The organism is Virgibacillus sp. MG-45, from assembly GCF_036409425.1.
Taxonomy (GTDB): Bacteria; Bacillota; Bacilli; order Bacillales; family Amphibacillaceae; genus LDC-1.
Genome location: NZ_JAXOFU010000013.1, coordinates 1 through 14,143, shown reverse-complemented (window position 1 = coordinate 14,143; position 14,143 = coordinate 1). Strand labels below are relative to the sequence as shown.

At 36.8% G+C, this 14,143-nt stretch carries 17 protein-coding genes; all 17 read left to right on the top strand.

The genetic code is table 11. The features are described 5' to 3' along the window. Window positions 1-38: 38 nt before the first annotated feature. The 17 genes from ndk to SPK86_RS13095 all read left to right on the top strand — a co-directional run bounded on the left by ndk (window position 39) and on the right by SPK86_RS13095 (window position 14,072). Entirely contained in the window at window positions 39-485 is a 447-nt protein-coding gene (ndk, locus tag SPK86_RS13175; protein ID WP_284141290.1) for a nucleoside-diphosphate kinase, read from the top strand. Window positions 486-560: 75 nt separating this feature from the next. After that, entirely contained in the window at window positions 561-1,334 is a 774-nt protein-coding gene (locus SPK86_RS13170) for a CheR family methyltransferase (RefSeq protein ID WP_330949570.1), read from the top strand. 154 nt (window positions 1,335-1,488) lie between these two features. Next, a complete protein-coding gene (aroC, locus tag SPK86_RS13165; protein WP_284141292.1) occupies window positions 1,489-2,655 on the top strand; it encodes a chorismate synthase in 1,167 nt (388 codons plus the stop codon). Further along, on the top strand, window positions 2,655-3,728 hold the full coding sequence (gene aroB, locus SPK86_RS13160; protein ID WP_284141293.1) for a 3-dehydroquinate synthase: 1,074 nt from the start codon (window positions 2,655-2,657) through the stop codon (window positions 3,726-3,728). The genes aroC and aroB overlap by 1 nt, the downstream gene beginning before the upstream one ends. Continuing rightward, window positions 3,725-4,105: a chorismate mutase gene (aroH, locus tag SPK86_RS13155; RefSeq protein WP_330949569.1), complete on the top strand. Its 381-nt coding sequence runs from the start codon at window positions 3,725-3,727 to the stop codon at window positions 4,103-4,105. Before aroB ends, aroH begins: the two co-directional genes overlap by 4 nt. Continuing rightward, complete coding sequence (gene hisC / locus SPK86_RS13150; protein ID WP_330949568.1) at window positions 4,105-5,202, top strand: histidinol-phosphate transaminase; 1,098 nt, start codon at window positions 4,105-4,107, stop codon at window positions 5,200-5,202. Before aroH ends, hisC begins: the two co-directional genes overlap by 1 nt. Before the next feature lie 3 nt (window positions 5,203-5,205). Continuing rightward, window positions 5,206-6,306 (top strand): prephenate dehydrogenase, encoded by a 1,101-nt coding sequence (locus SPK86_RS13145; RefSeq protein ID WP_284141296.1) that lies wholly within the window; start codon window positions 5,206-5,208, stop codon window positions 6,304-6,306. Between the two features lie 32 nt (window positions 6,307-6,338). Continuing rightward, complete coding sequence (gene aroA / locus SPK86_RS13140) at window positions 6,339-7,622, top strand: 3-phosphoshikimate 1-carboxyvinyltransferase (protein ID WP_443089786.1); 1,284 nt, start codon at window positions 6,339-6,341, stop codon at window positions 7,620-7,622. A gap of 105 nt (window positions 7,623-7,727) precedes the next feature. Further along, a complete protein-coding gene (locus SPK86_RS13135; RefSeq protein WP_284141297.1) occupies window positions 7,728-8,975 on the top strand; it encodes a tetratricopeptide repeat protein in 1,248 nt (415 codons plus the stop codon). Window positions 8,976-9,019: 44 nt separating this feature from the next. Next, window positions 9,020-9,583, top strand: coding sequence for a ReoY family proteolytic degradation factor (locus SPK86_RS13130; protein ID WP_284141298.1), 564 nt, complete (start codon window positions 9,020-9,022; stop codon window positions 9,581-9,583). Window positions 9,584-9,674: 91 nt separating this feature from the next. After that, window positions 9,675-10,136: a YpiF family protein gene (locus tag SPK86_RS13125; RefSeq protein ID WP_284141299.1), complete on the top strand. Its 462-nt coding sequence runs from the start codon at window positions 9,675-9,677 to the stop codon at window positions 10,134-10,136. Window positions 10,137-10,282: 146 nt separating this feature from the next. Beyond that, complete coding sequence (locus SPK86_RS13120) at window positions 10,283-10,795, top strand: QcrA and Rieske domain-containing protein (protein ID WP_284141300.1); 513 nt, start codon at window positions 10,283-10,285, stop codon at window positions 10,793-10,795. Window positions 10,796-10,801: 6 nt separating this feature from the next. Then, window positions 10,802-11,476 (top strand): menaquinol-cytochrome c reductase cytochrome b subunit, encoded by a 675-nt coding sequence (gene qcrB / locus SPK86_RS13115; RefSeq protein WP_284141301.1) that lies wholly within the window; start codon window positions 10,802-10,804, stop codon window positions 11,474-11,476. A 17-nt stretch (window positions 11,477-11,493) separates the two neighbouring features. Beyond that, the gene (locus SPK86_RS13110) at window positions 11,494-12,270 is read left to right on the top strand and encodes a menaquinol-cytochrome c reductase cytochrome b/c subunit (protein ID WP_284141302.1); all 777 of its coding nucleotides are present in this window, start codon (window positions 11,494-11,496) and stop codon (window positions 12,268-12,270) included. A 142-nt stretch (window positions 12,271-12,412) separates the two neighbouring features. Then, on the top strand, window positions 12,413-12,997 hold the full coding sequence (locus SPK86_RS13105; RefSeq protein WP_284141303.1) for a DUF1405 domain-containing protein: 585 nt from the start codon (window positions 12,413-12,415) through the stop codon (window positions 12,995-12,997). 62 nt (window positions 12,998-13,059) lie between these two features. After that, window positions 13,060-13,314: a sporulation protein YpjB gene (locus SPK86_RS13100; protein ID WP_284141304.1), complete on the top strand. Its 255-nt coding sequence runs from the start codon at window positions 13,060-13,062 to the stop codon at window positions 13,312-13,314. A gap of 68 nt (window positions 13,315-13,382) precedes the next feature. Next, window positions 13,383-14,072 carry a zinc metallopeptidase gene (locus tag SPK86_RS13095; protein WP_284141305.1) on the top strand — a complete coding sequence of 230 codons (690 nt, stop codon included), beginning with the start codon at window positions 13,383-13,385 and terminating at the stop codon, window positions 14,070-14,072. Window positions 14,073-14,143: the final 71 nt, after the last annotated feature.

The following is a 14,143-nucleotide window of genomic DNA, read 5'->3' as shown; positions in this document are numbered from 1 at the left end:
ATTTTAATACAATATACATAATGAATGAGGTGTTAAATGTGGAAAAAACTTTTTTAATGATTAAACCAGATGGTGTACAGCGTAATTTAATCGGAGATATCGTAGCTCGTTTTGAAAAAAAGGGCTTTCAATTAGTTGCAGGTAAATTAATGCAAATTTCCGACGAACTAGCGAAAGAGCATTATGGCGAACATAAAGAGCGTCCATTCTTTGGCGAGCTTGTTGATTTCATAACATCGGGTCCTGTATTTGCAATGGTATGGGAAGGTGAAAATGTTATTACAACTGCACGCGAAATGATGGGCAAAACGAATCCAGCTGAAGCAGCACCAGGAACCATTCGTGGAGATTACGGCGTTACAGTTGGTAAAAACGTTATTCATGGTTCTGATTCTCCAGAAAGTGCTGAAAGAGAAATCAACCTCTTCTTCAAGGGAGAAGAAGTGTTAGCTTATACAAAACAAGATCATAAATGGATTTACTAATTAATTAATTAATTTTCGCCCCCGTCTTTGCGGGGGTTCTTTTTAAAAATAGAAGCAATATAAAGAGGCTATGATATGGGAGACTATGAAAAGTTTATTTCGTTAATAAATTCCAAACTTGGCATTGATTTAGCTTTGTATAAAGAAGCGCAAATGAAACGAAGGTTAACATCATTAAGAAGTAAACGCGGGTACAATGATTTTGAATCGTATTTTCGTGCATTAGATAAAGATGATGAACTTTTAAAGGAGTTTGTTGATCGAATTACGATAAATGTGTCTGAATTTTACCGTAATCCGAAACGGTGGGACGTATTACGCGATACAATACTACCGATGATTACAAAAGAAAATTCCTCTATAACTATTTGGAGTGCAGCATGCTCTACTGGGGAAGAACCTTATACACTTGCAATGCTAATGAAAGAGTACTTTCCTCAAGTAAGCGCAAAAATTATTGCAACAGATATCGATATTAATGCGTTGTCAAAGGCAAAAGAAGGCGTATATAATGAACAAGCATTAAAGGATTTACCTACGCCACTTAAGAAAAAATATTTTACTTTTGAAAATATGCTCTATAAAGTTTCACCGTCTTTAAAGAGTGGGATTATATTTAAACAGCATAATCTATTGAAAGATGCCTATCCGAAAGATGTACATCTCATTGTATGTCGAAATGTACTTATTTACTTTACAGATACTGCGAAGAATGAAATTTACCAAAACTTTAGTAAATCCTTACATAAAGATGGTGTATTATTTGTTGGTAGTACAGAGCAAATTTTTAATCCCGATAGATATGATTTTAAATTACTTGATACATTTTTTTATGGAAAACAAAACTAATGCTTACCCCTATTTTAGAATAGGGGTATTTTAAATTAGTAGGGTTCAAAACAAGACCAAAATAACAGGCAAGCTTCAATTTTTATTAAAATATGTCCAAAGTGAACGTGAATGTGATATAGTAATACAAAAATCTTTACCAAGGGGGATGACCATGCGATACTTAACTGCTGGAGAATCACACGGAAAACAATTAACAACAATCATCGAAGGCATACCTGCACAAATGCCTTTATTAAAGGATGAAATTAATCATTCTCTATTACGCAGACAAAAAGGTTATGGACGCGGAAAAAGAATGCAAATAGAAAAAGATTTAGTAGACATTACAAGTGGTGTACGACATGGGTATACACTAGGTTCACCTATCGCACTTGTTATACATAATGATGATTTTAAGCATTGGACGGACATCATGGGAGAAGACCCCATTGAAGACGGCACTAAAATAAGACGTGTTGTAACAAAACCAAGACCAGGTCATGCTGATTTAAATGGTGCGTTGAAATATGGTCATCGCGATATGCGAAACATCCTGGAACGTTCCTCAGCTCGAGAAACTGCAGCTCGAGTTGCTGCTGGAGCGGTTGCTAAAATTATGCTAAAGCATTTAGGAATTGAAGTTTGTGGCTATGTAAAAGAAATTGGTGGTATTCAAGCAACGGATGATGAAACGTTATCGATAGCTAAAAAACAAGAAATATCTGAGCTTTCTCCTGTTCGGACATTGGATGCATCTGTAGAACAACAAATGATGGACGCGATCGATCAAGCAAAGAAGGATGGAGATTCTATTGGTGGTGTAACAGAGGTATATGTAGAAGGCGTACCAGCTGGAATAGGATCCTATGTTCATTATGACCGGAAGCTTGATGCAAGAATTGCAGGTAGTGTTATGAGTATTAATGCATTCAAAGGCGTAGAGTTCGGAATCGGGTTTGAAGCAGCAAAGAAAAATGGCAGTGAAGTCCATGATGAAATTGCATGGACGAAGGAAAGAGGATATTATCGAACATCGAACCGTCTTGGTGGTTTCGAAGGCGGAATGACGACAGGAATGCCGATTGTGGTAAAAGGGGTTATGAAGCCGATTCCGACTTTATATAAGCCACTAAAAAGTGTTGATATTGAGACAAAGGAAACGTTTCATGCAAGTATCGAACGCTCCGATTCTTGTGCAGTTCCTGCTGCCGCTGTTGTGATGGAGCATATTGTTGCTTTTGAAATTGCAAAAGCAATTACAGAACAATTTTCAAGTGATCGATTTGATCAATTAAAGCAAGCATTAAATGATTATCGAGAAGATTTAAGGTGTATGTAATGAAAGCCATTCACATTCATTCGAGTAGTCATTCATATTCCATTTTTATGGAAGAAAAAATTCGTTTCCAAATCGCTGAACTGCTCGACAAAAAATACTCTTCCGTATTCATAATAACCGATAGCAATGTTGCTCCCTTGTATTTAGACGATGTGAAGCAATGCTTTCATTCTATTAAAACTTATACTGAAGTCATTCCAGCAGGTGAGCAGTCTAAAAGTATGGCTTCTTTTTACCAATTGCACACAAAAGCACTTCAATTTGGACTAGACCGCAATGCATTAATAATCGCGTTGGGCGGAGGTGTCGTTGGCGATTTAGCTGGATTTGTTGCAGCTACATTTATGCGTGGAATTGAATATATTCAAATCCCAACTACGATATTAGCACACGATAGCAGTGTAGGTGGAAAAGTAGCAATCAATCATGAACTAGGCAAAAATTTGATTGGTAGCTTCTACCCACCTGCAATGGTGATATATGATGTAGAAACATTACACACACTATCCCCAAAAGAGATTCGTTCAGGATATGCTGAATTATTAAAGGAAGCTTTGCTAGGAGATGCTCATTTTTTAAAAGATATTTTGCAAACGAACTTATCAGTCCTTGATAACGAAACGCTCCGTCAGCATTTATATAAGGGCGTTAACATTAAAGCATCGATTGTTGAACAAGACGAAAGGGAAAATAACGTTCGAAAATATCTTAATCTCGGACATACATTAGGACATGCATTAGAAACAACTCTCGGATATGGGAAAATGACACACGGTGAGGCAGTAGCAATTGGATTGCTTTTTGCGATATATGTCAGTGAAAAATGGTTGAACGCTTCACTTCCTCAAAAAGAAATCTTCACTTGGTTGACCTTGCAAGCATATCCTATGAAGGAATTAGAAGTTGATATTGACTCTATTCTACAAGCAATGAAAACTGATAAAAAAGTTACCAACCAAACGATTCACATGATTTTATTAGAAAAGGTTGAGAAGCCTGTATTAAAAGAAATTGATGATACAAATTTAAAGCAATATTTACTTGCTTTTTTCGGGGAGCTGAATATATTATGATTCGTGGAATTCGCGGAGCAACTACTGTTATAAAAAATGTAGAGTCTGAAATATTGCAAAATACAAAACAATTAATCGAAGAAATGGTTACATTGAATCAAGTCCATCCAACTTCTATTTCTCATGTTTTAATTTCAGTTACACCAGATTTAAACGCGACATTCCCTGCAAAAGCACTCCGTTTACTTGAGGGTTGGACATTTGTTCCAGTGATGTGTATGACAGAAATTAATGTACCAACCGGGTTACCAAAGTGCATTCGAATTATGATGGTAGCAAATACAGATATTTCTCAAGATAAAGTCCAGCATGTATTTCACAATGATGCTATCTATTTACGTCCGGATTTACAGAAAGAAGTGGAGGAGAGTCAGTAATGAAATGGAAACCTATCATTGATCAGTTAGCTCCCTATAAGCAAGGGATGCAAATGGAGGATGTAAAGAAAAAGTATGGATTGCAACAAATCGTAAAACTTGCCTCCAATGAAAATCCATATGGATTCTCCCCAAAAGTACCAGATGTCTTTCAACAACAGCAACAATTCGCACTATATCCGGACGGTCATGCAACTGAATTGCGTCAAGTGCTAGCTGAAAAACTCCACGTTGAAGAAGATCAACTCTTGTTTGGAAGTGGCACAGATGAGATTGTTCAAATGATTTGTCGAGCTTTTCTTTATCCGAATACGAATACGGTAATGGCAACTCCTACTTTTCCACAATACAAGCACCACGCATCCATAGAAGGAGCAACTGTAGTAGAAGTTCCAACAAACTTTGAAGGCTATCATAATCTACAAGGAATGCTTGAAGCGATTGACGAGTATACAAATGTTGTGTGGCTTTGTTCACCGAATAACCCAACTGGAACAAATATCCCTCCAGATGATTTCGATATGTTTCTTGAACAATGTCCAAAAGATACATTAATTGTACTTGATGAAGCTTACTATGAATATCTCAATGAAGAGAAGGATATTCATGCAATAATCAAATTAAAGTGCTATAACAATCTTATAATTTTACGGACCTTCTCTAAAGCATATGGGCTTGCAAGCTTACGCATTGGCTATGCGATTACGAGCCGTGAAATTGCAAGTAAACTGAATGTCGTAAGAGCCCCATTCAACACCACTTCTATCGCTCAAAAGGCAGCAATAGCAGCTTTATCTGATGATGATTTCATCCAACAGACAGTAAGTGAAAACAGACGGGTGAAAACAGAATTTATGCTTTTTCTTCATAAAATTGGCTGGCGTTATTATGATTCGGAAGCGAATTTTTTACTCGTCCAAACGCCTGTAGAGGGAGAGACAGTTTTTGCGTTTTTGTTAAAGCATGGATTTATTGTTCGTCCGGGTGAAGGGATTGGAGTAGCCAATGCCATTCGAGTTACGATTGGAAAAGCGCATGACATGCAAAAACTTCAAGCATTACTATTACAATTTAATACGACATTAAAGGACGGCTGACCTATGAAAACAAAAGTGCTTATTGTAGGACTGGGCCTAATTGGTGGGTCAATCGCCAAAAACTTAGCTCAATCAGATGTTAACCATGTTATTGGTTTTGATGTTCATAAAGCATCTTTAACCTATGCGAAGGAGCATAATATAATTAACGAAATTACAGAAGATCTATTAAACGCATGTCGTTATGTAGACTTTATTATTCTTGCTACACCAATAACGGAAACAATTGCTTACTTAAAGAAATTTAACGAAGTTCCATTTCATAAAGATGTTGTGATCATGGATGTAAGTTCTGTAAAAGGAAAAATAATGAAAACTGCAGCTGAGCTTCATAATGAGCACATCACCTTTATTGGTGGGCATCCAATGGCTGGTTCACATAAAAGAGGCGTACAAGCAGCAAAAGCGCATTTATTTGAAAATGCAATATTTGTATTAACGCCACTACCAAATACGAGACAAGCGCCATTATCAAATTTAAAGCTTCTGTTACAATCATTAAAAAGCAAATTTGTTATTATGCAACCGAATGAACATGATGAAATGACCGGAGTTGTATCACATTTTCCACATTTAATCGCCTCTTCACTTGTGCATCAAGCTAAAAAATGGGAACAGACACATACATATCTTCCCAAGCTTGCTGCAGGTGGATTTCGTGACATTACAAGGATTGCATCAAGTAATCCCGCTTTATGGCAAGATATCTTCTCGCATAACCGAGAAAAAATGTCAGTATTATTAGAAGACTGGATCATGGAAATGAAAGCATTAAAGAATTTATTAGATTATAATAAAACAGATCAAATCATTTCCTATCTAGAGGTAGCCAAAAATTATCGCGATGGGCTTGGTTATAAAGAAAAAGGAGCAGTTCCATCCTTTTATGATCTTTATGTAGATATTCGTGATCAACCAGGCGCCCTTGCCAACGTTGTACAGCTATTAGCAGCGCACGCAATTAGCATAGCAAATATACAAATACTCGAAATACGCGAAGGACTAACAGGAGCGCTTTGCATATCATTTGCAAGTGAAAATGGATTTACACAAAGTGCAAAAATATTACAACAATCAGGTTTTGAAGTAACGATTGCAAATTAACAAGAAGCTCTACGACGAAAGGAGTGTCTCTATTGGATAATAAAGTGCTAATGCGTGCTTCACGTCCACTTACAGGTGAGGTATATGTACCTGGAGATAAATCGATTTCACACCGAGCGGTTATACTTGGCTCTTTAGCGGAAGGTACTACAGAAATAACTAATTTTTTACATGGTGAAGATTGCCTTCGAACGATCACCGCTTTCCAAGCAATGGGGGTAACCATACATAATCGTAATGACAAAGTGATTATCGAAGGAAGGGGAAAAGACAGCCTATGTGAACCAGTAGTGCCATTGTACTTTGGTAATTCAGGTACAACAGCAAGACTCATGCTAGGGCTTTTAGCTGGGATGTCATTTTTTACGGTTGCTTTTGGTGATGAGTCATTAACAAAACGACCGATGGATCGAGTCGTAGAGCCATTAAGGAAAATGGGGGCAGCTATTTCCGGGAGAAATAACGGACGTTTACTTCCATTATCTATCAATGGGAAACAGCTAAAGGGAATTGAATACACGATGCCTGTGCAAAGCGCACAAGTAAAATCAGCGTTATTACTTGCTGGATTATTTGCCGAAGGAAAGACGACCATTACAGAAGATGTTTCAACTCGAAACCATACAGAAAATATGTTACAGGCATTTGGAGCAACTATTTCTGTGGAAGAAAAAACGATTACACTCATCCCTAACAGGAAATTAAAAGCTACGAATGTATTTGTCCCTGGGGATATTTCATCTGCTGCCTTTTTTATGGCAGCTGCAATAATCGTACCTGAAAGTAATGTAACATTAAAAAATGTAGGTATCAATCCTACCCGTGCAGGAATTCTAGATGTTTTAGACAAAATGGGAGCAGCATATTCTATTCAAAATAAACAGGAAGTTGCTGGAGAAGCTTTGGGAGACATATCGATAGCTTATAGCAAATTAAAAGGCACTACGGTTGAAGGTCCACTTATTCCTAGGCTTATCGATGAAATTCCTGTTATCGCCTTAATCGCAACCCAAGCAGAAGGTACTACTATAATTAAGGATGCGAGCGAGTTACGAGTAAAAGAAACGGATCGAATTCAGGCGGTAGTCGATGTTTTATCAAAACTTGGCGCAGACATAACCGCTACAGAGGATGGGATGATAATTCATGGAAAAACAGTCTTAAGCGGCGCTCCTGTTTCATCTTATTATGATCATCGCATTGCAATGATGGCTGCAATCGCATCACTTATTGCACAGGGCAAGGTTGAGATTGATGATGTCTCACCAATCGCTATTTCTTATCCGACATTTTTTGAAGAATTAAATCGGATATGATCGTACGTGAGAGAATCTAGAGTTACTCAGATTCTCTCATTTTACATTTTCATATTATCCATTTACTATGGAAATTAGAATGGTTTTAAGAAAGGAAGTTTCTTTATGAATCTAATCGAAGAAGCTAGTCGTTTATTTGAAAACGAGCAAACAGAAGAAGCACTTCAATTAATTAATAATTATATACCTAATCTAGATGACGAAGAGAAATATACGATTGCACAGTTGTTCATGCAATGGGGATTCTTACAAAATGCATTAGAGCTGTTAAGCGTACTACGAGAAAAATATCCGAACGAAAGCAATATTAAGCTCGAGTTAGCAGATATTTATATTGAGTTAGACGAGGATGAACATGCAATTGATTTACTACATCAAATTGAGCTAGAGGATGAGGCTTATATTCCGTCACTTATGCTGCTTGCAGATCTCTACCAAGTTCAAGGGCTTTACGAAGTAGCGGAGCAAAAACTATTGCAAGCGAAACAACTTGCACCACAAGAAGAAGTGATTGATTTCGCTTTAGGAGAATTGTTATTTTCGATAGGCGAATATAAGCGTGCGATTGTTTATTACGAGCGCATGAACCAAGAAGAAATGGTACATGTTTCTATCAATGAACGATTAGCAGAAGCATATGCTGCAACTGGAGAATACGAGAAAGCATTAACACTGTATGCTAAATTGGATTCTGAAAACGCAGATACGTTATTTAAATATGGGACAACTGCTCATCAAGCAGGGAGAAATGATATTGCGATCCATGCTTGGAAGAAAGTAATGGAGTTAGATCCACTATATACCTCCGTTTATCTTTTGTTAGCCACTGCATATGAAGAGGAGAATTTAATCAAAGAAGGATATGAAACGGCGAAAAAAGGAATTGAAAAGGACGAGTTTAACAAAGAACTGTTTTTCCTTGCTGGGTCATTGGCTCACCAACTAAATGATAACGACACAAGTGAACAACTCGTGCGCGAAGCAATCGCACTTGATCCAGATTATAAGGAAGCCGTGTTATTCTTAATCGAATTCTTTAAAGAAAAAGAAGAATATGAATCCATCATTGAACTAATTCAAGAAATTCAACAGCTTGGAGCAAGTGACCCGCTTTATGAGTGGGAGCTTGCACGAGCATATGTAGAAATGGAATTTTTTGATGATGCATTAAATAGCTATTCTGAAGCATATAATAATTTAAATGAAGACAGTGACTTTTTAAAGGAGTATGGTTACTTTTTAATTGAAGAAGGGAGGACAGAACAAGCAATTTCTGTACTTCGAATGTATTTAAAGGAACAGCCCTTAGATACGGAAACGGAGGAATATGTTCACCGGTTAAAAGATGCTTAGTCATATTTATTGTTATGTGTGAATTGTAAGAGGGGGGAATAGTCATGCAAACTCCAGTCTCCGTAAAAGACAAGAAAAGCTTTATTGAATGGTTTTTAAATAACCATCAGTTAAAAAAGCGAGAGAGTGTGTGGATATTAAACTACATTATTAATCATGATATCATTTTAGAAAATATCCATTTTGTTCGTGATGCAAAATTTTGCCCCAGAAGTATAATTATTTCAACGCAATGCTCCAATGAGATTCCCTTTCGGTTTTATAAGAACCACGTCGTTACGAATGATGCGGAGAAATCATTCCATGATATTCGATTAAATCAACAGGAAGCATTGTATATTCAATTGAACTTTAAAAACGTAAAGCAAAATCCTTTATACGTTACTGTATTAGAGGAAAACCCATATATCCCAGATGAATTTCTAATAACAAAGCAGGATCAGGAATTTGCAGCACAAATCTTAGATCAAACTGTATATGAATTTAGAAAGAAGCATATCATCAAAGCAATTGATTTAGCGTTAGATAATCGGGACAAAGAACAATTTCAGCTTTTAACAGAGTCATTACGTCAATTAGAGTCGAGATATTCAAATCAACCTTTTTAAAGGTTGATTTTTTTTGCTTAAATAGATAGAATTCATACGAAGTCATTATTTACAAAATTATTATTCAACGATACAGAGGGGTGTAATTCAATTGAAATGGAAGAAAGCTGATGTTGAAAAATATGTTCAAGCAAAAGAATATATCGATACGATTCTGTTACCATTAATCCCTTTTCAATTTTCCCAGGATAAGGATATAGAATTGGTTGCTTCACAAAATGATCTGTTACATATTTTTGCTTCTGAAATTGAAAAAGAGCTTGCAGGGAGAGTCATGCTACTTCCAAGCTATCATTATATTAGTAGCGCAGCTAAAAGTGAAGAATATCTCCGGCTAAATTCATGGATTCAAGAAACGGAGAAACAGCCTTTTGAGCACGCTATTCTGCTTACTTTTGATGCAAGCTGGAAAAAATATGAAAAGGAAATAACAGGTAACTTGATTTGGTTACCAATGATTCAAAGTGAGTCATTTGATTCAAAGCAAATAAAAGGACTTATAAAAAATCAGGTTGAACAAATATGTGAGATGATTCGTGCATATTGGCAGTAATTCCCTCTGTTTCTCAGGAAAGGATTGCAACCCAATCTTTTGCAGTTTTTATATTGACCGTCCTTATAGTTTACGCTATCATGGTAATGTCCTAGTAATATATTTTAGTAGTGATTGTCCGTGATTATAATAAAGGGGGGAAAATCATGAGTGATTACAAGCAACAAGTATCCCGTCGACAGTTTTTGAACTATACATTGACTGGCGTTGGTGGTTTTATGGCTGCTGGAATGCTTGCATCACCACTGCGCATGGCAATCGATCCAGTGTTACAGCCATCACGCTCTGGGGATTTAGCGAATGTTGGACTAGCTGAAGAAGACATAACGACAGAACCCCAACGTGTAGAGTGGAAGGTTGAACAAGTAGACGGTTGGTATGAATCCGAGGTTACAAAATCTGCATGGGTATTTAAAAATGACAAAGGGGAAATTGTTGCCCTATCACCAGTATGTAAGCACCTTGGATGCATGGTTTCTTGGGAAGGAAGCGAAAAGTATCCGAATGAGTTCTTTTGTCCTTGTCATGATGGTAGGTATTATAAGGACGGTACAAACGTACCAGGAACACCACCACCAGAACCACTTGATGTTTTTGAACAAAAAGTTGAAAATGGTATGTTATTTCTTGGAAAAGCACATCCCAGAAAGGGGGCGTAATCATTTATGTTACAAAAAGTTTATGATTGGATAGATGAACGCGTAGATATTACGCCAATTTGGCGGGATATTGCCGATCATGAAGTACCTGAGCATGTTAACCCTGCTCACCACTTCTCAGCCTTTGTATATTGTTTTGGAGGACTAACCTTCTTTGTAGTGGTAATTCAGATTTTATCTGGTATGTTTTTAACGATGTATTATGTTCCAGACATTGAAAATGCATGGAAATCAGTTTATTATTTGCAAACCCAGGTAGCACATGGACAAATCGTTCGTGGAATGCACCATTGGGGAGCGAGTGTTGTTATTGTAATGCTTTTATTACATACACTCCGAGTATTCTTCCAAGGAGCATATAAAAAACCACGTGAATTGAACTGGATCGTAGGGGTTTTGCTTTTCTTTATTATGCTCGGTTTAGGCTTTACAGGCTACTTATTACCTTGGGATAATAAAGCCTATTTCGCGACAGAGGTTGGATTAAATATTGCTGGTGAAGTTCCTTTCATTGGTGATTATCTTAAAACACTTTTAGCTGGAGATGTAGAGATTGTTGGTGCACAAACATTGACGCGATTCTTCGCGATTCATGTATTCTTCTTACCAGGAGCTCTCTTTGCATTAATGGCTGTTCACTTTATATTAATTCGTAGACAAGGGATATCTGGACCACTATAAAAAGGGGAGGGAATACTGTGCATAAAGGAAAAGGAATGAAATTTGTTGGCGATTCACGTGTGTCTGCTGAACGCAAATCAACAATTCCAAAAGACTACTCGGAATATCCGGGAAGAACAGAAGCCTTTTGGCCAAACTTTTTATTAAAGGAATGGTTAGTTGGATCTGTATTTTTAGTTGGATTTCTTAGCTTAACATTAGCACACCCATCTCCTTTAGAAGGAGTGGCAGATCCGACAACTCCAGGGTATATTCCATTACCCGATTGGTATTTCTTATTTTTATACCAATTACTGAAATATAAATTCGCAAGTCAAGCCTATGTGTTATTAGGTGTAATTGTTATTCCAGGTTTAGCATTTGGAGCTCTATTATTAGCACCATTTCTAGACAATGGGCCAGGACGTAGACCACATCAACGTCCAATTGCCGTAGGGATGATGATCCTTGGATTAGCATCTGTTATTTGGCTCACATATGAGTCTGCTGCAGCTGTTGATTGGGAGCAAAGAGCAGAGGCTAACAAGCCAATTCCTGCCTCAAGTGTAGAAATAGATAAAGAAGATCCAGGATATGCTGTTTTTGAATCGAATTGTTTGGCATGTCATGGAGAGGATCTTTCTGGTGGAGCTGCAGGACCTTCCTTAATCGGGACGGAATATTCAGCAGAGGAAATTGCTGATATTGCAAAAAACGGTATCGGTTCTATGCCTGCAGATCAATTTAAAGGTACAGAAGAAGAATTACAGCAGCTTGTTGACTTTATTATGTCTGTAAACGAACAAGCAAAATAAACTATATTAGCACCTTTGTCAATTCATTGACGAAGGTGCTTTTTACAATTAAATAATAGTTACTTATTGAAATATACTGCTACAATAGATAAGCTAAGCATATTAACTTTCAGAAAAACTAAGCAAAGAGAGGATCTTCCTCATGTTAAAGTACTTACTTTTAGACAAACGTTTTTTAATTTTATTATTTATCGTTAATTTAGCGGGGACAATTTATGGGTTTTATTGGTATAAATATCAACTAGCGATGACGCCAAATATTTTTCTTTTATTTGTTCCAGATAGTCCCACAGCAAGTTTGTTTTTTACCATATTTTTGTTGTTTTTTATTTTTGGTAGAAACACGCCATACATAGAAGCACTTGGAATGATCACGCTATTCAAATACGGGGTATGGGCAGTAGTGATGAATGTATTAACATTAATTGTAGATGGTTCATTAAGTCCAGCCGGATATATGCTTATTGCCTCACATGGAGCAATGGCTATTCAAGGATTGTTATACGCCCCATATTACAAGATAAAAACTCGCCATATTGTCGTCGCTGCTATTTGGACATTACATAATGATGTTATTGATTACGTATTTGGAATGATGCCAATGTATGGCTCATTAAATAATTTCATGGATAAAATTGGTTATTTTACATTTTGGCTAAGCATCCTATCAATTAGCATCGCTTATTGGCTCACAAAAGAAAAAAGTACAAAGCCTCTTCGTCTGTAAACGTTATATCTACCTTTTGGTACACATACATTAGTATAAAAGTGTATCAAAGGAGGATCTCTATGCTAAAAAAGCAATTAAATAAGATAACCAGCCTCAGTTGGTTTATCATAGGGATTTTCACCATTGTCATCTCAGAAAATAAACTTTACGCTCAATCGATTGAAGAAGATACAAAAGAAAGTAGCGGAATGATTCCGCTTTTTTGGATCATTATCATTGTCGGTGGATGTATTGCCCTTACATTATCTTACGTTAGTTGGAGAAAATATAAAGGTGAAAAAAATAAACAAAAACAAGATCAAATAGTTGACTGATGCACTTAATTTGACTAAAATTGACCTTATCACTAAAAATTTTTCTACACACTAATGGAGGAATGAACATGCCAGGATCTTTTGGTGGCTATATCATTTATATGGCGCTATTGTTGATAATCCCACTTTGGGCACAATCAAAAGTTAAATCCACTTATAATAAATTTTCACGGGTACCTACATCATCAGCGATGACTGGTGCTGAAGTAGCGCGAAAGATTTTAAATGATAATGGAATATATGATGTACAAATTGAAGAAACAAGAGGAGTACTTTCAGATCATTATGATCCAAGAAAGAAAGTAGTTCGTCTATCCAGCTCTAATTTTCACGGACATTCCATGGCTGCTTCTGCGGTAGCCGCACATGAAGTAGGACATGCTATCCAGCATGCAGAAGGGTATGCATTCTTGAGATTTCGCAGTGCACTAGCTCCTGCTGCAAACCTAGGATCAAATTTATCATTTTTCCTAATTATTGCCGGTTTCATCTTTGGAATGCTCCAATTAGCCGTTGTTGGGGTTGCGTTTATGTCTGTTGCTGTCTTATTCCAACTTGTAACACTTCCGGTTGAATTTGATGCTTCTAATCGAGCGATGGCGCAGTTAGTTTCAACGGGGATAATTCGAAACAATGAAGAGCGCGATACAAAAAAAGTATTAAATGCAGCAGCAATGACATATGTTGCAGCAGCATTAGTAGCTGTAGCTGAGTTAATCCGTTTTATATTAATTATTGTTGCAAATAATAGAGATTAAAAAAAGGGATGATGCGTGATGTGAACCCCTAGAGTTAGACCAAAAAATCTAACTCTAGGGGGGTTTTAGTA

Bases quoted from the DNA above. Each gene is read 5' to 3' on its own strand.
- SPK86_RS13120 (WP_284141300.1), top strand. From the start codon at position 10,283: ATGAGTGATTACAAGCAACAAGTATCCCGTCGACAGTTTTTGAACTAT.
- hisC (WP_330949568.1), top strand. From the start codon at position 4,105: ATGAAATGGAAACCTATCATTGATCAGTTAGCTCCCTATAAGCAAGGG.
- SPK86_RS13145 (WP_284141296.1), top strand. From the start codon at position 5,206: ATGAAAACAAAAGTGCTTATTGTAGGACTGGGCCTAATTGGTGGGTCA.
- SPK86_RS13130 (WP_284141298.1), top strand. From the start codon at position 9,020: ATGCAAACTCCAGTCTCCGTAAAAGACAAGAAAAGCTTTATTGAATGG.
- aroC (WP_284141292.1), top strand. From the start codon at position 1,489: ATGCGATACTTAACTGCTGGAGAATCACACGGAAAACAATTAACAACA.
- SPK86_RS13100 (WP_284141304.1), top strand. From the start codon at position 13,060: ATGCTAAAAAAGCAATTAAATAAGATAACCAGCCTCAGTTGGTTTATC.
- SPK86_RS13095 (WP_284141305.1), top strand. From the start codon at position 13,383: ATGCCAGGATCTTTTGGTGGCTATATCATTTATATGGCGCTATTGTTG.
- aroB (WP_284141293.1), top strand. From the start codon at position 2,655: ATGAAAGCCATTCACATTCATTCGAGTAGTCATTCATATTCCATTTTT.
- aroH (WP_330949569.1), top strand. From the start codon at position 3,725: ATGATTCGTGGAATTCGCGGAGCAACTACTGTTATAAAAAATGTAGAG.
- qcrB (WP_284141301.1), top strand. From the start codon at position 10,802: ATGTTACAAAAAGTTTATGATTGGATAGATGAACGCGTAGATATTACG.
- SPK86_RS13135 (WP_284141297.1), top strand. From the start codon at position 7,728: ATGAATCTAATCGAAGAAGCTAGTCGTTTATTTGAAAACGAGCAAACA.
- SPK86_RS13105 (WP_284141303.1), top strand. From the start codon at position 12,413: ATGTTAAAGTACTTACTTTTAGACAAACGTTTTTTAATTTTATTATTT.
- SPK86_RS13170 (WP_330949570.1), top strand. From the start codon at position 561: ATGGGAGACTATGAAAAGTTTATTTCGTTAATAAATTCCAAACTTGGC.